Raw genomic sequence first — 25271 nt, forward strand, 5'->3', positions numbered from 1 at the left:
ATGACAAATGACAAATGACTAGTCCAAAATCTAAAATCTAAAATTTCCCGATGTCTTTTAATATCTCAGCTTGGTCGATCAAAAAACCTGTTCCCACAATAGTTTTATTTTTAATTTTGACAGTAGTAGGTTGGTTCTCCTTTATATCTTTGGGGATTGATACTAACCCAGATATTGATGTGCCAACAGTTTTGATAAGAGTCACCCAACCGGGTGCAGGCCCAGCAGAACTAGAATCCCAAGTGACGAAAAAAATTGAAGATGCCGTCGCGGGGTTGGGCAATATCGATTTTATGATTTCCACCGTCAGCGATGGAAATTCTAAGACAACAATCAACTTTGTTTTGGGTACAGATAGCGATCGCGCCACCAATGATGTTCGGAATGCGATCGCTCAAATTCGCCAAGACTTACCCCAAGATATCAACGATCCAATTGTGGAACGCCTGGAATTTTCCGGCGGCCCGGTAATCACCTACGCAGTTAAATCAGATCGGCGTTCCGTAGAAGAATTAAGCAACCTCGTAGACCAAACCATTAGCCGCGCCTTATTGGGAGTCCGGGGTGTAGCACAAATTCAGCGTGTAGGTGGGGTTGACCGAGAGATTCGCATTAACCTCAATCCAGACCGCTTACAAGCTTTAGCGATCACCGCCACTCAGGTAAACGACCAAATCCGCGCTTTGAACATTAACTTACCTGGCGGACGTGCCGAAGTTGGTGGTAGCGAACAAAGTATCCGCACTTTAGGGAGTGCCACCAGTGTGGATATTTTGAAAACCTACGAAATTCTCTTACCACAAGGCGGTTCCGTTCCTTTATCCAGCCTGGGAACCGTAGAAGATAAATTTGGTGATGTGCGTCAAGCCGCCAGTTTAAATAATCAACCCGTGGTAGCTTTCCAGGTGCTACGTAGTACTGGCAGCGTTCTGGTGACTGTGGAACAAGGAGTGAAAGCAGCAGTCGAAGAACTGGAAAAAACCCTTCCCGCAGATGTCAAGCTAGATTTAATTTTTACTAGAGCTGATATTGTTCGCCAATCCTATCAAAGCACCATTGATGAATTGATTCAAGCTTCGGTGCTGGCGGTCATCGTTATTTTAGTGTTTTTACGCGACTGGCGAGCAACATTAATTACGGCTGTTGCCTTACCCCTGTCAATAATTCCCACCTTCGCAGTGCAGCAAGCCCTTGGTTACACCCTCAACAACATGACTTTGTTGGCATTAGCGCTGGCGGTGGGCAACTTGGTAGATGATGCCGTTGTGGAAATTGAAAACATGGAACGGCACATGGCTATGGGCAAGTCAGCTTGGGAAGCTGCTTTTGACTCTTCTGACGAAGTAGGATTAGCGGTAATAGCAAGTTCCGCGACGATTATTGCGGTGTTTCTGCCCGTTGCCTTTATGGGTGGAATTCCGGGGCAGTTTTTCCAACCATTTGGTGTTACCGTTGCCGTTTCCACAATTTTCTCAACTCTTGTAGCGCGAATGGTTACGCCGATGATGGGGGCGTATCTTTTAAAGGAGGGGGAGAGGAGAGGGGTAGGGGAAGCAGGGGGAGCAGGGGGAGTAATAAAATTCTTAAATTTCAAGTTTACACTTCCAGGTAGAAACCAGGGGAAGAGAAAACTCAGAACTGAAGAGCGGCGGCGCTTTCAACCTTATAGATCGCTTTTAGAGTGGGCGTTACGCCATAGATTGACAACAATGGCGATCGCCTTAGCTTTCTTTGTTGCCAGTCTGACGCTGGTTCCCTTAATTCCCAAGGGTTTCGTTGATGATGGCGACTTCGGGATTTCTAACGTATCTATAGAACTAGCTCCTGGTTCAACTTTGTCAGACGTTAACAAGGTAGTCAGACAAGCGACTGACATTATCCGACAAAACCCAGTAGTTGAACGCGTACTAGCAACGGAAGAGATCAATTCTGCAACCCTTACCATTAATCTCAAACCCAGAGAAGAACGCAATATTTCCCAAAAACAGTTTGAGGAACAAGTGCGTCCTTCCTTTGAGCAAATACCAGGAGCTAGAATTAGTTTCAAAAGTCAGTCACCAGGTGACACTGGTAAAGGTTTATCAATTGTTCTGAGGAGTGAAAATCCCGAAGCATTGAATCAAGCTGCTAATGCCCTAGAAAAGCAGATGCGATCCATAACCGGATTGGTAGAAGTGTCTTCGACTGCAAGTTTGGTCAAACCAGAGATTTTAGTAATTCCTAACCCGCAACGGGCAGCAGATTTGGGGGTGACAGTGCAAGCGATCGCTCGGACTGCTTCTCTTGCCACCATCGGCGATAATGAGGCGAACTTGGCAAAATTCAATTTGAGCGATCGGCAAATCCCGATTCGCGTGCAAATCGACCCAGAAGCGCGGGCTGACATCAACACAATCACAAATCTCCAAGTCCCCAGTCAAAATGGCAGATTGGTTCCCCTGGTAGCAGTAGCAGATATCCGCTTTGGTAGCGGCCCTGCTACCATTAACCGCTACGATCGCGCCCGTCAAGTTGCCGTAGAAGCTAACTTGCAAGGAATTTCTTTAGGAGAGGCAGTCCAGACAATCAACGAACTGCCTGTGATGCAAAACTTACCGCCAGGTGTAGTACAGCAACCATCAGGCAGTGCCAAAATTATGCAAGACATTTTCGGTCGCTTTGGCGGTGCATTAGGGCTGGCATTAATGTGTATCTATGCAATTCTGGTGCTGCTGTATAATAACTTCCTCCATCCATTGTCGATTATGGCAGCCTTGCCCTTTTGTTTAGGCGGCGCACTAGTAGCGTTGATGGTTGCCCAAAAACCTTTGGGAATATATGCCCTGATTGGTGTCGTGTTGCTGTTGGGGATTGTCACCAAAAACTCGATTCTATTAGTTGACTATACAATCATCAACATGCAGGAAGGTAAAACCCAACGTCAGGCACTGGTTGAATCGGGCGTGTCACGTCTGCGCCCGATTTTAATGACTTCGCTGGCAACGATCGCAGGAACTCTACCTTTAGCATTAGGAATTGGCGCAGGTTCTGAAGTTCGCCAACCAATGGGAATTGCGATTATGGGCGGTTTCACAACTTCCACCCTGCTGACACTGGTGGTAGTACCAGTGATATTTAGCTACATTGACAACTTCCAAACTTGGATTTTGCATACATTGCAATATGGCTTTGGTAAGAAGTCACCGCGCCCATAAGCAGTACTGACTTTTCACGTTATGTGGAAAAGCGCACAAAAAACCTAACCCCCTTCCCGACGCGGGAAGGGGGAAAATTCAAAGTCTCTCTCCTAAAAGGAGAGAGATTTAGAGAGAGGTTTTCCAGATACCGTGAAAAGTCAGATAAGCAGTATCAGGACTTACGCAAAAATTGTTAAAAAGCTGTAATTTATCGAACCGCCATCGCGCTTCGCGTCTCGCAGAGAAGACGCCATCGCGTAGCGTCTCGTTAGAGAAGAGCGCCGAGAATTCTTAGACTGTGCATAAGTCCTGAGTATTTGAGGTTCTGAACTTGGAGAGTTAAAAAACTACCAAGTTGGGTCACTAAACAAATTAATCGTCAATTCCTCGCGTGGCGGTACTGCGCTGATACAAGCGCGAACGATCTCTCCATCTTCTAACTCGACGGTGCAAGCATGACAAGACCCCATCAGACAACCGGTGGGAATAAATACTCCAGCCCTATCTGCTACATCCAAAAGAGCTTCTCCCACTTCGGCATCTACTGTGACATCATCTGGTAAAAAACGGACACGAACAATCATCAATGTTAGGCATTTAATTTAGTTTTATCATTTGTCAGTAGTCATTGATTATTTGCAAACGATCCATGACTAATGACTAATGACATTTCAACGCACTTTAGCTTAAGACAAAAACAGACTTAAGTCTAAATGGCTTTCTACTTCAGTGGCTAAGGAATCCAGAATCTGCTCTCTCTGTTCCCGATAGTTAGCAACACCGGTGGGCAAAGATTTTAAACCTCGCTGTTGACGAAGGCGATTTAACCAAGCCCGTCGCCAAGGCCCATTGTCAAAAAGCCCATGAAGGTAACTTCCCCACACCGATTGACAACTATCTACTAACCCTAAATTAATGTCGTCAAATAGGGCATGGTAAGATTGCGGATCTATCCCTTGCTGTTCGATGCGCGATCGCCCTTGGTGGATTTCAAAGCCATTGACTGGCAAGCCCTGTTGTGGATAATTTGAGCTAACTTGGCGCTGGCGGGCAATTTTTTGTCCTGTAATTACAGTTCTGATTGGTAGAAGATTTAACCCCTGATATCTACCAGCTTGTCCCTCTATCCCTTCTGGATCGGCAATGATTTGACCGAGCATTTGATAGCCGCCACAGATACCTAAAACCGTTCCACCAGAGGCAGCATAGTGTTGGATTGCTTCTGCCATGCCGCTTTTTTGCAGCAGTAGCAAATCAGCAATTGTGGTCTTTGTACCTGGGATAATCACGGCGTCAGGATGTCCTAAATCTTGCTTAGGACTGAGGTATTTCACTGAAACTGTACTTTCTGATTCCAGTGGGTCAAAGTCGGTGAAGTTGGCAATTCTTGGTAAGCGGATGACGGCAATGTTGAGGTCAGCTTGGGCTTTATGCGATTCCCGTTCCAGCAAATCAAGGGAATCCTCGGCTGGGAAAACTCCTTGTAAGTAAGGTATAACACCGATAACGGGGATACCCGTGCGTTCTTCTAACCATTTTATTCCCGGATCTAGCAGCGATCGCTGTCCTCGGAACTTATTAATTACTACACCCTTAATTAAGGCGCGTTCATCCGGTTCCAATAATTCTAGAGTGCCTACCACATGGGCAAAAGCACCACCCCGATCGATATCAACCACTAAGATGGTTGGCGCATTCAAATATTTTGCCACCCGCATATTAGTTAAGTCGCGGTGCTTGAGGTTAATCTCCGCTGGACTGCCGGCACCTTCACAAACCAATAAGTCAAATTCTGTTCCTAAATGCTGTAGCGATTCTTCAATTGTCCGCCACCCCAGTTCAAAATATTGCTCGTAGTAATCTGAGGCACTCACTTTGCCAACAGACCTACCTTTGATAATTACTTGGGAGGTCATATCTCCTTGGGGTTTGAGTAAAATAGGGTTCATTTCTACCCAAGGCACGACTCCCGCGGCCCAAGCTTGTACTGCTTGGGCATAGCCAATTTCTCCACCACTGGCAGTGACATAAGCATTTAAAGCCATATTTTGACCTTTAAAGGGAGCCACCCGCCAGCCACGCCGCGACAGAATACGACATATAGCTGTAGTTAAAAGTGATTTCCCTGCATGAGATGTTGTCCCCACTACCATAATTGATTTCATAGTTGCTATCACTTAGTTTTTCAAGATACAGGGTGAATTTTTAGGGGGTACACGGGAATGCAAAGAGAGCATTTGATAATTTCACCGTGTCTCTTTTTCTTACTCCCTACCACCACCTAGCAAATTCGCTTAGATGGTTATGGTAAAGACTTCATGAATAGATATGATGTTTCCGTATATATTGTTCCCTTTGATTCCCTAATCCTAACTCTTAGGTTTTTTATTCTAAAAGGGTATCCGCAACCAACGAATCACAACATCGGATAAACGATCGCGCCATGAAGGAGTACGCCAATTTTTTCCCTGATATTGTTCCACCAATTGGCGTCCCAAGGGAGTCAGGCGATAACCATCTGTAATTCCCTGTCCATCGACTTCTCGCCGCAATACACCCACTTGAATCAGCCAGCCCAAGGCGTTATCACAGGCTAATTCTGATAAAGGGCGCTTAGTATAGCCCTGCTTGAGTCCATTTTCCAGAGCGATCGCAGTTAATGACACGCTCTGGTGTCCCATGACTTCAAATAAAGATAAATTGAAGGGCGAACACACTAGCGATCGCTCGGCCCTTTCTACTGTGCTTTGAGGATAGACAAAAATATTTGGGTTTTGGGAATCAACAGCAGGCATTGTGTATGGGGAGAAATTTTTCTTCTAAAAAAGATTAATTTAAGAATATATTTTTTCTTGTACCAGGTACCTGATTTAAGCAAAATTAGTTACCTAAAGTATGGTTATGCTATTTTTTAGTAATTATATTTAATCATTATAAATTAATGTAAAATTTCAAGTGCATCAACAATCTGAAACAGGAAAGGTTAATTATGCCTCTAGCAGTTGGTACGGATGCACCTGCATTTACCGCCAAAGATACAAACGGCAACACAGTCTCGTTATCTGATTTTGCCGGAAAGACGGTCGTTTTGTATTTTTACCCCAAAGATGACACGCCAGGCTGCACCAAACAAGCCTGTAGTTTTCGGGATGCCCAGGCTCAATATCAAGGTAAAGATATTGTAATTTTGGGAGTCAGTGCAGATGATGAAGTTTCCCATCAGGCATTCACCCAAAAATATAATTTGAATTTTCCCCTACTGGCTGACAGCGACAAATCTCTCATCAAAGCTTTTGATGTGGATGGCGGCGGTTATGCCAAGCGCGTCACCTATGTAATTGACCCCAGCGGTAAAATTACCCATGTTGATAGTAGTGTAAATACTACCACCCATGCTAGCGATGTTTTAGCTGTACTTGGGCTGTAGTTTTTTACCCGATCGCTAAGGATTTTTTAAATAGTCTCAGCCCCAAGCCTTTAGAGGCTCGGGGTTTTTTGTTTGAATTCAGTTACCTGATGGTGGTGTAACTGTTGATGGTGTAAATACTGGTTGTGTAACCGATGGCAAACCGCTGGGGGTTCCTTGCTGTTGTTGACCTTGAATTAATTTTTGTTGCCTTGCTTTAAAGGCTGCTGCTGCTGAGTTTAGTTGTTCGTCCTGTTGGTCAGAATTCCAGTTGAGAGTCCCGAAATTTGCCCGATGAATCAGGTCAAACATGTTGAAATTGTCTGAGTTTGAACGGGAGAACGGATCGGTATTTTGGTCTGTTGTACTATTACTGGGAAAAGCATCCGTTGGGCTGCTGATTTGAGCCGAACTTGGTTGAGCCATCAGCAAGGAAGCAAAGCCAATTCCTGCCAGGGTAGCTACAAAAAGTCTAGTAATTTGTAAAAATGGTTTTTTCATGGGGTTTTGACCCTACCTAAAATTTATCTATTTTATCTCTTTAAGCCAGAGTCCGCCGCAGCTGGGGTTGAATACTCACTAAGGCGACTATGGCAAAGCCAAACAACACCAGCAACGCTCCTCCAAAGGTAACATCACCCCAAAAAGCCTGCATCACTACACTACCTAATCCCCAATTACTGTGGAGATAGAGATAGCGAATTGGTTCGATCGCATAGCTGAGAGGATTCAGGGTAGCCACAACCTGTAACCACTGAGGCATGAAGGATAGAGGAGCCAAAGCAGTACTAGCAAACAGCAGGGGCAAAGTAGAGACAAAAATCACCGCGATTAGTTCAATGTGTCCGGGTAGGGCAAAAGCTAAACCGAGGGAGATGGCTGTTACACCCAAAGCTAAGAGGAAGACAATTAGAGCGATCGCACTTAAACCCACTGCATCTGGTAGCCCAGCCCCCAAAAACGCTGCTGCCACTACAATCACCGCTGCTTGCAGCAAACTTTGGCTGATGATGAAGATTGCCGAAGCAAAGACAATGGAAAACCGCGATGCTAAGGGTGCTACCAGCAAACGATTCAAAAAGCCGAACTCGCGGTCAAACATTACGGGCAAACCAGCATTCAGTGCCCCAGCAAAGGCTGTAAACACAATTATCCCGGCAGCCAAAAATTGACCGTAGTTTGTTGTGTTGCCAAATATACCCTTGGGAGCATTTTGGAACAAAGCACCGAATAGCACTAACCACATCACTGGCTGAATAATTCCGGCAATCAAAGATGAGGGACGGCGTTGCAACTGAATAAACAAGCGACGAGTTAAAGCCAGCGTCTCTTGTACCAATTCACCGAAAAAGTTAGGTGCAGCATTAGCATCTGCTTGCGGCGATGCTAGCGGCTGCCAATTGATATCAGATTTAGGAGTAACGCTCATAGCAATTTTGGATTTTGGATTTTTAATTTTAGATTGGGCAATGGGAAGAGGCAGAGAGCAGAGGAAAAAGAGGTAATTTTTTATTCTCCCCCTGCCCCCTGCCCCCTGCCTCCTGCCCCTTATCTCATATTCTGCTTTTTCTCAGCCTTGGGATCGCGAGTGGCAACGGCTGCGAGTTCTGCATCCAATAAGGTGCGTCCTGTCGCGGCGAGATAAACGTCATCGAGACTGGGGCGAGATTGGGAAATGCCAAAAATTGGCAAGCCAGCGGTTTTCAGTGCTTGCTGTATGTTAATCAGAACATCGTTCTGAGGTGTGACTACCAAGTTGAGGGAATTACCTTGAGCGCTGTTAACGATCGCTTCTTGCACAAATGGTAAAGGTTGCAAGAGGTTTTTGGCTTTTTCTGCTTCCTCAATCGGGGAAAACTCGCGGATTCGCAAAGTGATGCGATCGCCTCCTACTTGATCTTTCAATTGTGAAGGTGTGCCAGCGGCAATTACGACACCCCGATCGATAATTGCCACGCGATCGGCTAGGGCGTCAATTTCTTCTAAATAATGGCTGGTAATTACTACCGTCGTCCCAGAGACGCGTAATTTTCGCAGGAAATCCCATACCACAAACCGGGTTTCTATGTCAAGCCCCACAGTTGGCTCATCCAACACCAAAACATCCGGTGCATGGAGCAACCCAGCAGCTAAGTCTAGGCGCTTGCGTAAACCGCCGGAGTAGGTTCCTGTTTTTTTATTAGCGTATTCTTGCAACCCCAGTAAATCTAATACCGTCTCAATACGCTGTTTGGCTACTGCGCCTGGGAGGTGATAAAGTGCGGCTTGCAATTGCAGCAGTTCTCTTCCAGTCAGCACCTTATCTATAGCGACTTCCTGAGCTACATAGCCTAGTCTTTGTCTTGCGACTCTCGGATTATCTAACACAGAGATGCCAGATACTTCGATTTTGCCAGCATCCGGTGTGGTCAGCGTACACAAGGCACGCAAGGTAGTAGTTTTCCCAGCACCGTTGGGGCCCAATAAACCAAAGATTTCTCCTGATTCTACCTGAAAGGAAACATCTTGGACGGCGACCACTGTACCGTAGCGTTTTTGCAGATTTTGAATGAAAACGGCGGGAGCCATGACAGCTTATCCCCAACTATACAAATCTCAATAAAGTCTATCTTTATTGTAGAAGGTAGGGAGCAAGGAAATAGCGCATGAGCGAAAATATGTAAACAAGTTCGCGTCATGCGCCATGCTGCCAAAAATTTGTGATTATTTTAGACAAGTTACTTGATTGCGTTTGTAGCGAAATAAACCAAATACTACAGCAATTAATCCTAAACCTGAAAGATTTGCAGGTTCTGGAACCGGAGTCGGAGTGTGTTGATTAGTTGGGACATTCGGCAGATCGCCATTAAACAGATAGTTGTGAGACTCGCCATTTCCTGTCAAAGAAGCTACCACCACGTTGCCGTTAACTTGACCGTTATTGAAATTGAAATTAGCCAAAGGAGCAAGAATACTACCTAGTATACTAATCCCACTGGCAGTGATGTTTGTTGCTTCATAGAAGTTATAGAGCACCTTTTGTTTATCTGTGCCAAGGATATTGAACCCAAAGTTTTGCAGCGACACATCCTTACCGCTGATATTGACAACAATAGTCGAATTTGGATCGCCACTGATTTCAAAATAGTTTGTCTTGGAGACAGATGAGCCTGCAAGATTAAAAACATTGAAAGCAGTACCACTGCCACTAAGATTAATACCACCCCAAGATTGAACTGTTGTTTTACCAGTAGGAGTTAAGGTTGCCAAATATTGAGATAGCGATCGCAATTCTTCCCCTGCTGCATTAAAGTCGATGGGATTACTCTTGCTGAGAGTTCCCTGTGGAAATCCCACATTGCTGGACACATTGGCGCTGCCTCCATAGACAGCATTACCGTGGTAGACTTGACCGTTGCTCAGAGTTAAGTTTTGTCCAGCTACTACTACGTTGCCGCTGTTGCCAGAAAGTCTGCTTCCAAGCCCGCCGACAAAATTCACGTTACCGCCAGCAGCAAGTTTTCCTTCAATATCTGTATATTTTTGAGAGATATCTCCCAAAACGAATACATTGTAATCAGAGGCAGCACCTAACTCAACTGCATTCGCTTTTGCTGAGAAACCCAGCGCTAGAGTAACTAGAATCGGAGCTGCTACTACTCCCCAAATATAATAGTTTTTTGATTTCATCTTTTGATTTATGAATTATCAACACGATCCTATGGGTCTAAATCAAAGATGGCATTAGTCTGCTAGCTATTTTCATTGAAGTTTCATAGCTGGAATAACTACTGTATATTTTCCCCTAAATTATCTACTCAACCGCATATTTACTCTTGACTACATCAATTAAATTTTTATCAACAAGATTTATGAGCTAGTAATTAGGGGATTATTTTAAAACTTTTAATGTTTTGAGGCTAGTGTCATTACAACCACTGATAAATCCACCCACTGCCTGAATTTGTTGTAAGTAATTAAGGGCAGGATTAGTGATGATTTCTCCTGGCATTAGCAAGGGAATACCTGGAGGATAAGGACAGACAATTTCGGCACAGATGCGTTGATTGGTCTGTGTCAAAGGTAGTATTTCACTGACAGCAAAAAAGGCTTCACGGGGAGAACAAGATAAAGCATGACACTGTGTAGTGAAAAGCTCTTGCCAATTAGGGCTTTTAACATTCAAGTTGTTTCGGCGATATTCTTTGGCAAGGGTGGTAAAACCTTCCACTAACTGCTCAATATCGGCTGGGGTGTTACCCAAACTAAGAATAAAGGTGAGATGTTGTAGTGATGCAAATTCAGCAGTGACAGCAAATTTTTCATCGAGAATTTCATCTGCCTCAAATCCGGTTAAGCCTAAACCAGAAACAGTGATAGTTAGTCGCGTTTCGTCTAAAGCGACAAAGCCGGGAGATCCCGCCAAATGAGGTATTTCCAAAACTGATAATCCCGGAATTTGACTAATTCTCGTTCTAGCTTCATCAGCAAGTTGCAAAGTGCGAGACATCAGCATTTTTCCTTGGAGTGCCATTTGCTGACGCGCTGCATCTAAAGAAGCTAAAAGTAAATAACTAGGACTGGTAGATTGTACGAGTTGCAAAGCTTTACTGATGCGATCGCAATCTATCCTGTTACCTTGGATGTGCAGCATTGATGCCTGTGTCATCGCACCAAGTACTTTGTGGATGGATTGTACAGTTAAATCCGCACCTGCGGCTAAAGCTGGAGTGGGTAATTCTGGATGAAAGGCAAAGTGTGCCCCGTGTGCCTCATCTACGAGTAGAGGAATATCATATTGATGTGTAATGCTGGCGATCGCACTCAAATCTCCACAAACGCCGTAATATGTTGGGTAAACTGTCAACACTGCTTTAGCGTCTGGATGTTGTTGGAGTGCAGATTCTACAGCATTAGGCGTGATGCTATGGGCAATATCTAAAACTGGATCGTATTCAGGATTGAGAAAAATTGGTATTGCACCGGAGAGAATTAAACCAGCGATCGCAGAAGAATGTACATTCCGAGGCAGAATGATTTTATCCCCTGTGCCACAGGTAGCGAGAATTGCCGCTTCAATCCCACAGGTAGAACCATTGACAAGGAACCATGTTTGCGAAGCACCAAATGCCTCAGCCGCCAGTTGTTGTGCTTTTTGAATAACACCTTGGGGTGCAAAGAGATTATCTAAATCTGCTAACTCGGTTAAATCAGCGCGAAAGACAGCTTTACCAAGTAAATCAGCCAAGGGTTGAGAAATTCCCTTACCTAGCTTATGTCCTGGCGTGTAAAAAGGCGCATGGGGTCTTGCTGCATTAGCTTTTATGGCGTCTAATAAGGGTGTTTGGTTTTGATTGAGCATTTAATAATTCGTAATTGAGGGTAGAAGAAAGGTAAATTTATTAATGGACAAGAAATAAATTATTCCTTATGCACAGCATGGGGTAATAATTACGAATTACAAATTATTCACATGAGGCCCTATCATCAAATCCCAATTTTCGAGTGTGGTGAACCGCTAATAGCGATTCCTTTAGAATTGTTTGCGGTGGAATCTCCTCATCCTTATGAAAAGTTAGGTGCGCCTTATGGCAAACACTCCCCCTATTATCTCCGTCAAAGCGTTATCGAAAATTTGCTCCAAGCGCAAAATTATCTTAATCTCCTGCATCCTAACTGGCATATCCAAATTTTTGATGCCTATCGCCCGATCGCAGTTCAGCAGTTTATGGTAGATTACAGCTTCGCCCAAGCAGTGCAAGATAGGGGACTGACTGAGGTGGAATTATCCCCAAACCAACGCCAAGAAATTTGGGAAGCGGTTTATGCAATTTGGGCTGCACCAAGTTTGGATGAAAAAACCCCCCCTCCTCACAGTACGGGTGCGGCGGTGGATGTGACGCTGATAGATGATGCAGGGCAAATAGTGAATATGGGTTCGCCCATTGATGAAATGTCAGAGCGATCGCATCCCGATTATTATGCCAATAGCGATCGCTCAGAAGCCCAAAATTATCATGCTCATCGTCAGCTGTTGCGAGATGTAATGTTAAAAGCCGGCTTTCAACGCAATCCTAGAGAATGGTGGCATTTTTCTATTGGCGATCAAATGTGGGCTTGGCTGAATAATCAATCTAATCCAGCCAATCCTGTCACAGCACGTTACGGGCGTCTTACATAGATGCGTTATGCATCTTGAGGATTTAACTCTTTTAACTCGTCGGTAGTGTAAGTACCAATGGGAGTCCAAACTAAATAGGGAAGGAGTAACAGCGCCGCCATTAGAGAAATCGGCAAAACGCTGATTGCCAGGACAATGCCTGAAATCAATCCGATTATTCCAAGAATTTCTCCCGCTTTGAGACTGCGAAACCTCAGCATTATAGGTATGTAGGCGACGGTAATAATTTCCACCAACAGATACATAGCCATTAGTAGCCAAGTAATTGGGCTTCCTGGATTTTTTTCCCAGACAATATAAGCTGAAGCTGCACCGCAAATAAAAATCACAGTCCAGATAATCGGAATCAGTGGCTCAAAAACTAGCCAACGAGGGCGACTTAACTTTGCAAACCATTTAACATCACGCGGCGTAATCAAGAAACTACCAAGGGCGACGAAGAAAGTTACAGCCCCAATTATTATCCAAGATGGAATCATAATGCACTCTCGCTTGTGTATTTTGTCAAGTCATACACTGCAAGTTTGACAATTTAAGGCATAAGTTTAATCATTCGCTGGTGCGAATCTTAGGCATCTTGAGGATTGAGACCGATCATCTGCCAAGTGGTATAAGTACCAATGGGACTCCACAGCAAATAAGGAACTAGTAGCAATGCTGCCCAACCAGAAATGCTTAAGATTGCAAGTATCAACAAGGCACAAATGATAAAACCTGTACCACCGAGAATTGTACCTACTTTCAGACTGCGAAGCTTAAACATTACAGGAGTATAGGCAATCGTAACTATTTCTAAAAGCAAGTATAAACCCATGATTAACCAAGTTGAGGTGCTTCCTGGATCTTTTTCCCAGACAATATAAGCTGACCAAGCACCGCAAATAAATATTACAGTCCAGATAATGGGAATTGCACCCTCAAAAGTTAGCCATCTCGGTCGTTGTAAGCGCTTGAACCACTGGCGATCGCTAGGCGTAATCACATTAGCTGCTAAGGCAACTAAGAAAGCCACACCCCCAATCACCATCCAAGATTTAATCATGGCCGTTATTCCTTTACAAGCGCTATCTATCGCTTAATATCACTCTTTATAGTGCGATTTTGTCAATTTAATTGCTAATTACTCATCATCCCTGAGTTTGAAACCTTTACATCGTTTGGCAGGATTATTAAATTATGGGCATTGGGAAGAGGCAAAGGGGCAGGGGGCAGAAGGGAAAGAGGTAATTTTTATTCTCCCCATTTATTCACCAGGATGTTGAGGTGATTATGTCTGAGGGTAGGCGTATGGGGCGAAGTGGGGAAATATTCTTGGTAATAGGGGGATAAGGCAATTAGGTTAATGGTAATTTATATGCAAACTAAATCAGAAGCGCGATCGCAATCTCAAAAACACAGGCAAAACGACAGCATTCAAACTTTTACAGGCGGTTCTCAAGGATAGAAGGGATTTCTGGATAAAACTAGATTATGCGATCGCACAGCAGTTTCTTAACCCTGCGGGATCTTGTTACAGCATGACATTTTACCAGTTAAGCTTTTATGAGCCGACAGTGACGGTGTAAGACAAAACAAAGGGCTTGAAACTAGCTCCAGATTTTGGAGTACCGCTTAACTCCAAATCATAAGCTCCTACTTTGGGAAATACGATCTCGGCTCCAGGAATGCTTTTATATTGCTTGGTCGATACATTATGTAAACTTGGCTTCAGCAATGGGGTATCAGTTTTGGTGTGAGGTTGAGGATAGACAGCCAACTGACAGTTACATTGTGTCAGTGGGATTAGTTGCCCGCCTTTACGGGTGAGGACAATCCAAACATTAGCGGTTTTACCAGCTTGAGGATTGTCATTGGGTTCAATATGCAGCATCCCGCCCACGTCTTTTGATACCTTTTCAGTATGGGCATTAACTGGTGTGGCAATTAGAACCGAAATTAATAATAGCCATCCCAAATTTTTCTCTAAGGTAAAGTGGAGCATAAAGTTTCTAAGAGTAAGCGAAGTAAGCTAGGCTGGCTGGGGAAGACAATTAGAGGTAATTTCAAAGATTTTTGATGCTAATTTTTCACCAGTATTTAAAAACGATAATTTTAAAAGAATAGTTGCGTCAAAAGACAACCTGTCAAACTTGCGCGAAAATCTTTTACCGACTTACTAAAGCTTAATCCCAACTAAAAACTTGTTAACTCCTAAACTTCTACCTAAATATTTAGTCTAAAGGTTCATAGCTTATTACTTATGATAGTTACTAGAATTCCTTTGGATAAGTGAAAGTAGTGGAGTGATGAGTGAGAGTAAATATACTTAGCAACTGAGGTTCAAAGCATGAACTCGACAGGTAAAGTTCAAATTGTGGACTCGTCCTGGTACGTTCCACTGCCGTTGAAAGAATATGCAATGAGCCGAGTAACTGTCTACTTTTATAGCGAGAGATGGGTTCCAATTAAATATTGTTCTTTGGAAAAAGCAATTTTGCTTCACCAGAAGGCAAAGTTAGAAGGCAAGGAAATTTTATTATTTCCTGCTAATCTAGACCCTAATGAATTCTCAAGCTCTTTTAACTAAAATTCCTTGAGGTAGACCATTTTAAAAAAATCTTGGCAACAAATGAATCGGCTAGAGAGGCGTACATATTGTACGCCTCTACTTGTAAGTGGGATTAAAATTTCACCAGCGCCAAGGGCTTTTGATAGCTGTAATTATATAAATAATCAAACCAACCCAGAACGCAGTGCTACAACTGCTGCTTGCACGCGATCGTCCACTGCTAATTTATTCATAATCCCCCGAACGTGAGTTTTGATGGTGTTAGGACTGAGATAGAGTTTTTCAGCAATCTCTGGGTTACTCAAACCATCTACCATGAGTTTCAACACTTCTAACTCGCGCCCAGATAAGTTGGCGTTGTTGCTGCTGGGTGCAGGCGGTTTGAGATTGTCAATTACTCGCCGCGCAATTTGAGGATCGAGATAGGCTGCACCATCAACTGCGGCTGCGATCGCACTTAACAATCGTTCCACACTTGCACCTTTGATACAATATGCATCTGCACCGCTAGATAGTGCCGCAATAATTTCTGTCTCTGTTTGATGAGATGTCAGCATCACCACATGAGTTGCTGGCAGCGCCGCCTTAATTTGCTGTGTTGCGGCAATGCCATCCAATCGCGGCAACCCAATATCCATAACCACCAAATCAGGTTTCAGTTGCAGTGCAGCTTGAACTCCCAAATAACCATCTTCTGCTTGTCCAACAATCTCCAACTGAGGATGAGCCATTAATGATTGCTCTAATCCCAGTTGCATCATCGGATCGTCTTCGACAATCAACACGCGCAACGGCGGAGCATTAGCTGGTAAATTTAAGGGATAGCGAGTTTCTAAAGACATTTTTATTTATTAAGAGTCATTTGTCATTTGTCTTTTGTCATTTGTCCTTTGTCCTTTGCCTTTTTGACCAATGACTAATGACTAATGACAAATGACCAATTATTATTCTTCCACCCGATAGCCTAACTCTGCTAAACTAATGCGCGACTGTCGCCATTTTGGCTGGACTTTGACAAACAATTCTAGGTAAACTTTACCAGAGATTAACTTTTGGATTTGTTCGCGGGCTTCACTACCAATTGCTTTGAGCATCGCTCCACCTTTGCCAATGAGTATGCCTTTTTGGGAATCGCGCTCGACGTTGATGGTAGCAAGTATACGAGTAATGCTGGGAGTTTCTTCTACTAGATCAATAGCGATCGCTACTGAATGGGGTACTTCTTCACGAGTCAATAACAAAATTTGTTCTCGGATCAATTCACCCATAATAAACCGCTCTGGCTGGTCAGTTACCAAATCTGGGGGATAGTATAAGGGCCCAATTTCTAAATGTTCAATTAATAATTCTTGAAGTTGCGGTAATCCGGCATTAGTCTTGGCAGAAAATTTCACAATTTCCCATTCATGGGACTGGGCCATCTGGGCGTAACTATCATCTAGAAACTGAGAATCGGGCGGTTGTTGGTCGATTTTGTTCAGTCCTAGAATTACTGGTGTCTTGCTGCGACTGAGCAAATCAGCAATATAGCGATCGCCCGATCCACAAGCCACTGCTCCATCTACTACAAACAGTATTACATCTACCGATTCAATAGCAATTTTGGCATTTTGCACCAACACTTCCCCCAATTGATGATGGGGCTTATGAATTCCTGGCGTATCTACAAAAATTAACTGCGCCTCTGGTGTAGTTAAAATGCCGCGCAAACGGTTACGTGTTGTTTGCGCTACAGGGGAAGTTATGGCAATTTTTTGTCCTACCAATTGATTCATTAAAGTAGATTTACCGACATTAGGACGACCAACAATGCCGATAAAACCTGATTTGAATTCAGGAGGAGCCTGGGGAATTGTTACTTCTCCTGGAAAAGAGAAGTTGTAATTATCAATACTAGTCACCTTTGGCTCCACCCTCATATTTTACAGCTGGGATAACTCGATCTTTTCTTATACACAAAACAAGCATAAAATTACCCTGGCATTTTTAGGGATTGCTCTTGCCGAGGTTTAATCTACTACTGGCTCTACACTTATATTTTACAGCTAAGATAACTTTGTTTTGTTTTTAGATACAAAACAAACATAAAATTACTTTGGCATTTACAAGGAGAATTTTTGCTTAAGTTTAATCTGCCGCTAATGTCTTAAGTTTCATCGGCTACTCAATATATTTGGATAAAAATGTCAATAAAAGATATGGGAGAACGCAAACGCATTGGAATTCTGACGAGTGGAGGTGATTGTTCTGGCTTAAATGCTGTGATTAGGGCTGTAGTAAATTGTGCTGTGAGTACCTACGGCTGGGAGGTTTTGGGTATTCGCCAAGCGACTCTAGGATTAATGGCGCGTCCGCCACAATTCACAAAGTTGGAAATCGATCGAGTTGACTCGCTGTTAACTGCGGGTGGCACAATGTTGGGGACAACCAATAAAGGCGATCCTTTTGCGTTTCCAATGGCGGATGGAAGTTTATGCGATCGCTCAGAAGAAATCATTGCAGGTTATCATCAGCTAGGTTTAGACGCTTTGATTGGTATTGGCGGTGATGGTAGTTTGGCAATTCTCCGTCGCCTCGCCCAACAAGGAGGCATTAATCTAGTAGGTATTCCCAAAACGATTGATAACGATATTGGCGTTACCGAACATGCTATTGGTTTTGATACAGCCGTGAATATTGCCACAGAAGCATTAGATAGGTTGCATTTTACTGCTGCAAGTCATAGCCGCGTCATGATTTTGGAAGTAATGGGGCGTGATGCTGGACACATAGCAATAGCTGCGGGAATTGCGGGGGGAGCAAATGTAATTTTAATTCCCGAAATTCCTTACACGGTTGAGCATATTTGCCACAAAATCAAAGAACGCCAAGAAAAAGGCAAAAACTATTGTTTGATTATTGTTTCCGAAGCGGTTCGTACCCACGATGGGGAAAATGTGACGATTACAAATCGGTTAGGTCAATCTCGATACGGTGGAATTGGCGAATACTTAGCAGATAAAATTATTGAACACATTGGTGTAGAAACGCGAGTCACAGTTTTAGGACACATTCAACGGGGTGGAACTGCTTCACCACTAGATAGATTAGTTGCAACAGCCTTTGGCGTAGCAGCAGTTAATCTAATTGCAGAGGATAAATACGATCGCATGGTGACTTGGCAAAATCGCCAAGTATTAAGTGTACCAATTACAGAAGCGATCGCTCAATATAGTGCCGTCGATCCCAATGGTACTTTAGTTAAAACCGCTCGTGGTATGAGTATTTATTTGGGAGACTAAACTCAATACTGTTCGGTTAAGGCAAGAGACGCGATGAATCGCCGTCTCTACAATAATTAGTCGTTTTGTAGAGACGGCGATTTATCGCGTCTTTGTGATGATTTAGGGAAAGAAATTTTCATGTTTAGTATGTGATGACAATTACATGAATATCTATGCCTAATGCCCTAACTAACAATTCCCAATACAAACTCGCCTTCATTCACAGCTTGATTGGTTGCGACATCATAAACTAATCCATCATGTTGAGCGCAGACATCAATTACACTGGGTAGCTTACCTTCTTTATTAAAACTGAGAATTTGATAGAGTTTGTCTCCAGCTTTTACTGAAGTGCCTAATTCTATTCTGGATTGAATCATGCCACCTGCGATCGCATAATATTTTTTCCGGTTGCTGCTAGATGCAAAACTCATTTCATGGATCTTTGTATCATCTGGTAAATTAGAAGTTTGTAGTACACCTTTTTGCACTAAATAGTTTTTTACACCCTTTACACCTTTAGCGACTGAATCAGGGTTCATTTGCATTCCTGTTCCTAATTCCAGCGTCCAAGCTTCCACATCAAACTTGATTTCTCTACCCAACTCTTTAAAACAAGCTTCCAGTGCTAACCAAGGTTTGATAAAAGCTTCATCAAAAGCATCACCATCATATTTATCAAGCAATATTCCGAAATCAAGTAGGAAGTATTTTGCACTGTCTTCTCGATTTCGGAAGTAATAAAGGTAGTCTAAAGCTTGATTTGTAGAACTATGTAAATCAATTAAGTAATCTGCATCTAAACTAAGATTTTGTAGTTTGTAGGCAAAAAGCTCAGTGTAAGGAACACCAACACGAGAATTCATTTTTTCTAAAACTTTCGCAAATTGTTGCTTAATTATAGTTAGATAATTTTGTCGAATGACCTCTAGATCGATATCAAATTGAGATTTAGTAAAAGCTACTAAATCATCAGCTTCTTTCTCGTAGTCCCAAAATATCCGATTCCAGTCTTTGGCTTCGTAAACGCAGTAACGACCAGGGGAGAAATGATGAGCGCGTTCATTTGTCCCCATTGGATTACAAACGGGAACTAACCAAATTTCTCCAGTTAAATCTGTATCATTTATTGTTAATAAAAACTCAATTAGCTGGTGAATAACGGCATTACCAGCAATTTCTGCACCGTGTAGGTTAGATTGAATGTAAACCTTTTTACCAGGTTGAGCGCCGATGAATTTGTATAGTTGTAAAGATAGGCGATCGCCCGAAGCCATTTGACGTAATACAATGCTTTCAATAACTGGTAGCATGAAACAACTCGGTGATGATTTGAGTAAATTATCGCTGTATCTGTACTGAATTAAAACCCTAGCCCAATAGAATTTGCTGATTAACCAGAGTTTTACCCCACCCTAACCCTCCCCTTATAAAGGGGAGGGAACTAGATTTTCCGGTTTCTCCCCTTTATAAGGGGGGATTAAGGGGGGTAATTCGACTTGTGTATACACTTGCGTGGAGGGGTGGAGTTCTTCAGGTTTAACAAGTAATCAGCTAACCTCTGCGTGAATTACTAAGATAAGGTAGCATCACATTAACTAGTGTTGGCTGTAGCTATGGTGCAGAATTGGTTGCGGATAACTCATCAAGACGACAAAATCCAACTTTCCTGGCAACGCGGATATCAAAGTCCTCGCCTTGCACCAGAAGTCCCATTCGAGCAACCCTTTGATAAAGACAACGCAGATGAGTTGCGCTGGTATTTAGAAGATTATCTAAAGTTTCCTTACGGTATTTTTCCAGATAACGCTGTAAAAATTGAACAAAAATTACAGCATTGGGGACAACAACTATTTGAGCTAGTATTTCGCAGTACAGAGAAAGGAAGAGAGTTTTTTCAGGAAGCGACACGGGAAGGGCTAGATAACTGTGAACTGGGCATCATTTCTGATAACGCCGAAGTGCTGAATTTGCCTTGGGAGTTGTTGTATTCCCCCGACTATCAATTTCTTGCACCTTCACTGGCGGGGATGTATCGCAGTCTCAGCAGTCAGGCAGTAAAACCACCATTGCCAGCAATGCCCGATGACCAACTGAATATTTTACTAGTTATTGCCCGTCCTTACGATCGGCAAGACGTTGGGTTTAAAACCATTGCCCGTCCACTGCTGGCGGCGCTGCAACCGATACGACAGCGAGTCAATCTTAAGGTATTGCGTCCCCCTAGCTTGAAAGCATTTGAAGCAGAACTGCAAGCGAATAAGGGTTTTTATCATATCGTTCATTTTGATGGACATGGGAATTTTGACAGCGAGACACAGGGAGTTTTAGTCTTTGAGGACGAACAGGGAAATGAGCAAGTTGTCAGCGCTAAGGAAATTGCCCAATATTTAACAGATTGTCGCGTGCCGATTTTTGTGCTGAATGCTTGCAAGTCTGGACAAGTAGGCGAAGAGGCTTTTTCTTCTGTGGCGGGACAGTTGGTGAAATTGGGGGCTAAGGGTGTTGTAGCGATGGCGTATTCAGTTTACGCCAAAGGTGCAGAACACTTTATTGGGCGGTTGTATGGGGAATTAGTCAGGGGAGAGTGTATCGCCACAGCAGTTGCAGCAGGGCGTAAGTCCATGTCTATTGACAAAATGCGCCCCAGTCCCAAAGGAAACTTACCTTTACAAGATTGGCTTGTGCCGGTGTTGTATCAGCAGGAACCCTATACGCCTTTTGTTCCTAAAAAGACAGCACCCAGTTTTACCGATTTGATGGCGCAAGCAGACAACACTCCAGAAAGTAGCAAAGCTGTAGGTTTGCCTGATGAAAGTGCTTATGGTTTTATTGGGCGGGATTATGAGATTTTGCGTTTAGAGAGAGCATTTCGGCAAAATCATCTGGTTTTGGTGCAGGGAATGGGTGGCGTTGGTAAAACTGAGTTAGCCGCAGGTTTCGCCCGGTGGTTAGATGACACTCAAGGACGTACAGGCGGTATGTTCTTCACCTCCTTTGAACAGGGTGCGGGGTTGAGTCAGGTAATTAACCAAATTGGTAGGGCGTTAGGAGGTGAGAGATTTTCCCAAATGATGCCAGATAAGCAAGAGGATGTGGTGCGGCAATATCTGCAAACTAATCCTTGCTTGTTGATTTGGGATAACTTTGAACCTGTCAACGGTTTCCCCACGGGGAATGAACCATTATTGAGTGGGGAAGAGAGAAACAAGCTGAAGCGGTTTCTTAAGGAATTGCGGGGTGGTAAATCTTGGGTATTAATTACCAGTCGCCACGAAGAACTTTGGCTTGATTGTGGGTATAGTTTAATCAATTTGCGGGGGCTGTCTGAAGCGGATGCCCAAGAGTTAGCCGCGAAGATTTTGCAAACGGTGGGTGTGGAGAGAAAGAACCTATCAGCAGAGTATTTAGAATTGTTGAAATTGTTGGGGGGACATCCGTTGTCTTTGCGGGTGGTGTTACCGCATTTAAAGACACAGACACCTGGGCAATTAATTGAGGCGTTGCGGCGGGGGTTAGATACTTTTAGGGGACAAGAGGAAGAAGGTAGAGAAAAATCTCTTACTGTGTCGTTGGATTATTCCTTTGCTAAGTTGTCAGAACTAACACGTCAGCATTTACCATTTTTGGCACTGTTTTCGGAACGGGTTGATGCACATTGGTTGCATCAGTTCTTAAAAAGTCCTGATGATGAATTGGGACAAGCTTATCAGGCTGTGTTTGGGGAGTATCTGCAACAACCAGATTGGATTAGAATTCTCAATGAAGCTGCCGCAGCAGGTATTCTGGAATATTTTGATGAGACTATTTACAAAATTCACCCAGCACTACCTTGGTATTTGCGCCAGCAGTTAAACACAATGGCTTCCCAAGAGGTGATTAACGAACTAGAAAAAAAGTTGCTAATTTTCTACGCGGGGTTGGCTGCTCACTATAATAAGAAACTCATCAATAACGCAGAACTAGCAACTTTTGTTATAGAAGTCGAAGAACCAAATCTGTTGCAAAACCTACGCCTTGCGGAACATCAGCAGAAGTGGGTTGAAGCACAGGCAATTCTGCATACCTTAGGAAAATTATATGAGCGTTTAGGACGCAAACCTGAATTTAAGTCACTGCGACAACGGGTATTAAAGCAAATTGGCATTCATTTAGCAGAGGTGAAGGCGAAAGGGAAATATGCTTTGGAATTCTGGATGTATTTGCTGATTGAAGATACAAATGAAGCGACTCAAAGTGCTAATTTGGAAGGAATGAGCAAAATCTATCAAGAAACTCTAAATGAACTGATAGTTGTAAATGATCCTTCAATCAATGACAAAATTGCTGTTACTAATTACAGTTTAGGCAATATTGCTCAACAGAAACGGCAGTTTGATGTGGCTGTTGATTACTACCTCAAAGCGCTGAAAATCAGAGAAGAGGCTGGGGATTTTTACAAAGCTGCCACTGTCTATCACCAACTGGGCATGGTTGCCGAAGAGCAACGGCAATTTGATCTGGCAGTTGATTACTACCTTAAAGCGCTGAAGATTTTGGAGGATACTGGAGATTTTTACAAAGCTGCCACTGTCTATCACCAACTGGGCATGGTTGCTCAAGAACAACGACAGTTTGATGTAGCAGTTGATTACTACCTCAAGGCGCTGAAGATAAGAGAAAATGCTGGGGACTTGTATAACGCTGCTAGTGACTATCACCAACTAGGCAATGTCACCTGTCTTCAACGGCAGTTTGATGTGGCACGAGATTATTACTTCAAGACGCTCAAGATTGTCGAAGATGCCGGGGATTTATACCGTATCGCAAGCGTCTATCACCAACTGGGTGTGGTAGCTCAAGAACAACGGCAATTTGATGTGGCAGTTGATTACTACCTCAAAGCCCTGAAGATCAAAGAACATGTAGGAGATTTGTACAGTGCTGCTGGTGACTATCACCAACTGGGCATAGTAGCTCAAGAGCAACGGCTGTTTGATAGGGCGGTTGTTTACTACCTCAAAGCCCTGGAGATTAAAGAACATGCAGGAGATTTGTACAGTGCTGCTAGTGACTATCACCAACTGGGTGTGGTAGCTCAAGAACAACGGCAATTTGATGTAGCAGTTGATTACTACCTCAAAGCACTAAAAATTTATGAAGATGCAAAGGATTTTTACAGTGCTGCTGATGAATATTACCAACTGGGCGTGGTAGCTCAAGAACAACGGCAATTTGATGTGGCAGTTGATTACTACTTCAAAGCACTAAAAATTTATGAAGATGCAAAGGATTTTTACAGTGCTGCCAGTGTTAATCATCAACTGGGTATGGTAGCCGAAGTGCAACAGCGGTTTACAGAAGCAATTAAGTATTATCAAAAGGGCTGGGAAGTTTTTGAAAAATTCCACGATTGGTATAAAGCTTCAGCAATACTATGGAAATGTGGGAGGGTTTTAGAAGCTCAAGAAAATTACTCTGGAGCTTTACAAATTTACATTCGTGTTTTAGCTACCGGCCTACAACATAATCAAGATTGGATTGGTTATCATACCGATGATTTAGCGGGTATACTCCAGCAGTTAGGTGAAAGCGAGTTTCAAACCATTTGGCGCGAGGCGACGGGTGAAGAGTGCGCTGGAGAGGTGCGCGAGGCAATTTGGACAGCGCGAGATAGGCTAGAAACAGAGTCTTAGGGTGCAGTGCAAGATTTATTGCCAACGTCAAATCATTCATAAGTTTTATTTAAGCATTGGTTGCGATCGCATAAGCATTGCCACAAAAACGATCGTTTTCATCACCAAAATCATCATTTTCATAACCAACATCGTCATTTTCATCACCAAAATCATCATTTTCATAACCAAAATCGTCATTTTCATAACCAAAACGATCATTTTCGTAACCAACATCGTCATTTTCATAACCAAAGCGATCGTTTTGGTCACGACAAGGTGGTTATTCAGAAGTGCGATGTCTACAACGGGCTACACCTACGCAACATTTACAGCAGTGTTCTATCCTAGAAACAAAAAGGGCAAAAGTATGCAAGCCTACAAGCTGAACGCCACAATTGACGAATTCGGTCATTTAATTATTGACGAACCTCTAAATATTGCTCCTGGAAAAGTGGAAGTGATTATTTTGCAGCCAGTTCCATCCTTGGAAATTTCTACTGAGTCACAGCCAGAAAAGCCGAAGAGACAAACAAAAATCAAAGCTTTGCAAGGCTGGTTTGAAAAAACACAACCCACGCCTTCTGATTTTGACCCAGACCAAGCCAGATGGGAAGCTTTAAAGGAGAAACATAATCTGTGAAAGTCCTCTTAGACAGCAATGTTATTCTGGATGTTGCTCAAGAGCAACAACTTTTTTTTGGTAATAGCGAGACAGTTGTATCATTTGTTGAAGCGGGGCAGATAGAAGGCTACATCTGTGCATCTTCCTTTAGTGACCTTTACTACATTATCCGTAAAGATAAAGATCGAAATTTAGCCCTTGAATTTTTGAGGGAAATAGTTACCTTCTGCCAAGTCGCCACTGTAGACAGTACCGCAATCAATATGGCACTAAACCTTAACTTTAGAGATTTTGAAGACGCTATTCAATACAGCACTGCGGTACTCAATCACTTAGATGCTATTATTACTCGCAATCCTAGAGATTTTCCAGTTGCTACCCCCAGAATTATCACACCTGAAGAGTTGATTCAGGAACTAACAACTACTCCATAAATAAT

At 43.2% G+C, this 25271-nt stretch carries 23 protein-coding genes; 8 read left to right on the top strand and 15 right to left on the bottom strand.

Annotated elements, in window-relative coordinates; genetic code table 11:
* The first annotated feature begins 50 nt into the window (after positions 1-50).
* Positions 51-3194 (top strand): efflux RND transporter permease subunit, encoded by a 3144-nt coding sequence (locus tag V7L01_RS07270; RefSeq protein WP_335033285.1) that lies wholly within the window; start codon positions 51-53, stop codon positions 3192-3194.
* Between the two features lie 329 nt (positions 3195-3523).
* Here V7L01_RS07270 and V7L01_RS07275 read toward each other — a convergent pair whose 3' ends face one another.
* From V7L01_RS07275 to V7L01_RS07285, 3 genes are all read right to left on the bottom strand, one after another.
* A complete protein-coding gene (locus V7L01_RS07275; RefSeq protein WP_334936361.1) occupies positions 3524-3760 on the bottom strand; it encodes a 2Fe-2S iron-sulfur cluster-binding protein in 237 nt (78 codons plus the stop codon).
* A 102-nt stretch (positions 3761-3862) separates the two neighbouring features.
* Complete coding sequence (gene cobQ / locus V7L01_RS07280) at positions 3863-5341, bottom strand: cobyric acid synthase CobQ (RefSeq protein WP_335033287.1); 1479 nt, start codon at positions 5339-5341, stop codon at positions 3863-3865.
* 225 nt (positions 5342-5566) lie between these two features.
* Positions 5567-5971 (bottom strand): Npun_F0494 family protein, encoded by a 405-nt coding sequence (locus tag V7L01_RS07285; protein WP_335033289.1) that lies wholly within the window; start codon positions 5969-5971, stop codon positions 5567-5569.
* A 194-nt stretch (positions 5972-6165) separates the two neighbouring features.
* On the opposite strand from V7L01_RS07285, the gene V7L01_RS07290 reads away from it, so the two are divergent.
* Positions 6166-6603, top strand: coding sequence for a peroxiredoxin (locus tag V7L01_RS07290; RefSeq protein WP_335033291.1), 438 nt, complete (start codon positions 6166-6168; stop codon positions 6601-6603).
* A 78-nt stretch (positions 6604-6681) separates the two neighbouring features.
* Here V7L01_RS07290 and V7L01_RS07295 read toward each other — a convergent pair whose 3' ends face one another.
* The 5 genes from V7L01_RS07295 to V7L01_RS07315 form a co-directional block, all read right to left on the bottom strand.
* Positions 6682-7083 (bottom strand): hypothetical protein, encoded by a 402-nt coding sequence (locus V7L01_RS07295; protein ID WP_335033292.1) that lies wholly within the window; start codon positions 7081-7083, stop codon positions 6682-6684.
* 40 nt (positions 7084-7123) lie between these two features.
* The gene (locus V7L01_RS07300; protein WP_335033293.1) at positions 7124-8011 is read right to left on the bottom strand and encodes an ABC transporter permease; all 888 of its coding nucleotides are present in this window, start codon (positions 8009-8011) and stop codon (positions 7124-7126) included.
* Between the two features lie 119 nt (positions 8012-8130).
* Positions 8131-9150, bottom strand: coding sequence for an ABC transporter ATP-binding protein (locus V7L01_RS07305; protein WP_335033294.1), 1020 nt, complete (start codon positions 9148-9150; stop codon positions 8131-8133).
* A gap of 135 nt (positions 9151-9285) precedes the next feature.
* Entirely contained in the window at positions 9286-10251 is a 966-nt protein-coding gene (locus V7L01_RS07310) for a choice-of-anchor A family protein (protein WP_335033295.1), read from the bottom strand.
* Positions 10252-10453: 202 nt separating this feature from the next.
* The gene (locus V7L01_RS07315; RefSeq protein ID WP_335033297.1) at positions 10454-11923 is read right to left on the bottom strand and encodes an aminotransferase class I/II-fold pyridoxal phosphate-dependent enzyme; all 1470 of its coding nucleotides are present in this window, start codon (positions 11921-11923) and stop codon (positions 10454-10456) included.
* A 111-nt stretch (positions 11924-12034) separates the two neighbouring features.
* Here V7L01_RS07315 and V7L01_RS07320 point away from each other — a divergent pair, with 111 nt between their 5' ends.
* Positions 12035-12742, top strand: coding sequence for a M15 family metallopeptidase (locus tag V7L01_RS07320; protein ID WP_335033299.1), 708 nt, complete (start codon positions 12035-12037; stop codon positions 12740-12742).
* A gap of 5 nt (positions 12743-12747) precedes the next feature.
* Here V7L01_RS07320 and V7L01_RS07325 read toward each other — a convergent pair whose 3' ends face one another.
* From V7L01_RS07325 to V7L01_RS07335, 3 genes are all read right to left on the bottom strand, one after another.
* Positions 12748-13221, bottom strand: a complete 474-nt coding sequence (locus tag V7L01_RS07325; RefSeq protein WP_335033301.1) for a TspO/MBR family protein — start codon at positions 13219-13221, stop codon at positions 12748-12750.
* 89 nt (positions 13222-13310) lie between these two features.
* Complete coding sequence (locus V7L01_RS07330) at positions 13311-13784, bottom strand: TspO/MBR family protein (protein ID WP_335033303.1); 474 nt, start codon at positions 13782-13784, stop codon at positions 13311-13313.
* 498 nt (positions 13785-14282) lie between these two features.
* Positions 14283-14723 (bottom strand): hypothetical protein, encoded by a 441-nt coding sequence (locus V7L01_RS07335; protein WP_335033305.1) that lies wholly within the window; start codon positions 14721-14723, stop codon positions 14283-14285.
* Between the two features lie 345 nt (positions 14724-15068).
* On the opposite strand from V7L01_RS07335, the gene V7L01_RS07340 reads away from it, so the two are divergent.
* The gene (locus V7L01_RS07340; RefSeq protein ID WP_335033307.1) at positions 15069-15308 is read left to right on the top strand and encodes a hypothetical protein; all 240 of its coding nucleotides are present in this window, start codon (positions 15069-15071) and stop codon (positions 15306-15308) included.
* Between the two features lie 146 nt (positions 15309-15454).
* Here V7L01_RS07340 and V7L01_RS07345 read toward each other — a convergent pair whose 3' ends face one another.
* Together V7L01_RS07345 and era are read right to left on the bottom strand one after the other, a co-directional pair.
* Positions 15455-16132 carry a response regulator transcription factor gene (locus V7L01_RS07345; RefSeq protein ID WP_335033309.1) on the bottom strand — a complete coding sequence of 226 codons (678 nt, stop codon included), beginning with the start codon at positions 16130-16132 and terminating at the stop codon, positions 15455-15457.
* Between the two features lie 102 nt (positions 16133-16234).
* Complete coding sequence (gene era, locus V7L01_RS07350; RefSeq protein WP_335033311.1) at positions 16235-17209, bottom strand: GTPase Era; 975 nt, start codon at positions 17207-17209, stop codon at positions 16235-16237.
* Between the two features lie 279 nt (positions 17210-17488).
* Between era and V7L01_RS07355 the strand changes: the two genes are divergently transcribed.
* The gene (locus tag V7L01_RS07355) at positions 17489-18571 is read left to right on the top strand and encodes an ATP-dependent 6-phosphofructokinase (protein WP_335033341.1); all 1083 of its coding nucleotides are present in this window, start codon (positions 17489-17491) and stop codon (positions 18569-18571) included.
* A gap of 167 nt (positions 18572-18738) precedes the next feature.
* Here V7L01_RS07355 and V7L01_RS07360 read toward each other — a convergent pair whose 3' ends face one another.
* A complete protein-coding gene (locus tag V7L01_RS07360) occupies positions 18739-19866 on the bottom strand; it encodes a succinylglutamate desuccinylase/aspartoacylase family protein (RefSeq protein ID WP_335033313.1) in 1128 nt (375 codons plus the stop codon).
* A 303-nt stretch (positions 19867-20169) separates the two neighbouring features.
* Here V7L01_RS07360 and V7L01_RS07365 point away from each other — a divergent pair, with 303 nt between their 5' ends.
* On the top strand, positions 20170-24228 hold the full coding sequence (locus tag V7L01_RS07365; protein ID WP_335033315.1) for a tetratricopeptide repeat protein: 4059 nt from the start codon (positions 20170-20172) through the stop codon (positions 24226-24228).
* A gap of 45 nt (positions 24229-24273) precedes the next feature.
* On the opposite strand, the gene V7L01_RS07370 is transcribed toward V7L01_RS07365, so the two are convergent.
* Positions 24274-24408 carry a hypothetical protein gene (locus tag V7L01_RS07370; RefSeq protein WP_335033317.1) on the bottom strand — a complete coding sequence of 45 codons (135 nt, stop codon included), beginning with the start codon at positions 24406-24408 and terminating at the stop codon, positions 24274-24276.
* A gap of 97 nt (positions 24409-24505) precedes the next feature.
* Here V7L01_RS07370 and V7L01_RS07375 point away from each other — a divergent pair, with 97 nt between their 5' ends.
* Positions 24506-24850 carry a hypothetical protein gene (locus V7L01_RS07375; protein ID WP_335033318.1) on the top strand — a complete coding sequence of 115 codons (345 nt, stop codon included), beginning with the start codon at positions 24506-24508 and terminating at the stop codon, positions 24848-24850.
* Positions 24847-25266, top strand: a complete 420-nt coding sequence (locus tag V7L01_RS07380) for a type II toxin-antitoxin system VapC family toxin (protein WP_335033320.1) — start codon at positions 24847-24849, stop codon at positions 25264-25266. Before V7L01_RS07375 ends, V7L01_RS07380 begins: the two co-directional genes overlap by 4 nt.
* The last annotated feature ends 5 nt before the right edge of the window (positions 25267-25271 follow it).

It is taken from the genome of Nostoc sp. (assembly GCF_036917095.1).
Lineage (GTDB): Bacteria > Cyanobacteriota > Cyanobacteriia > Cyanobacteriales > Nostocaceae > Nostoc.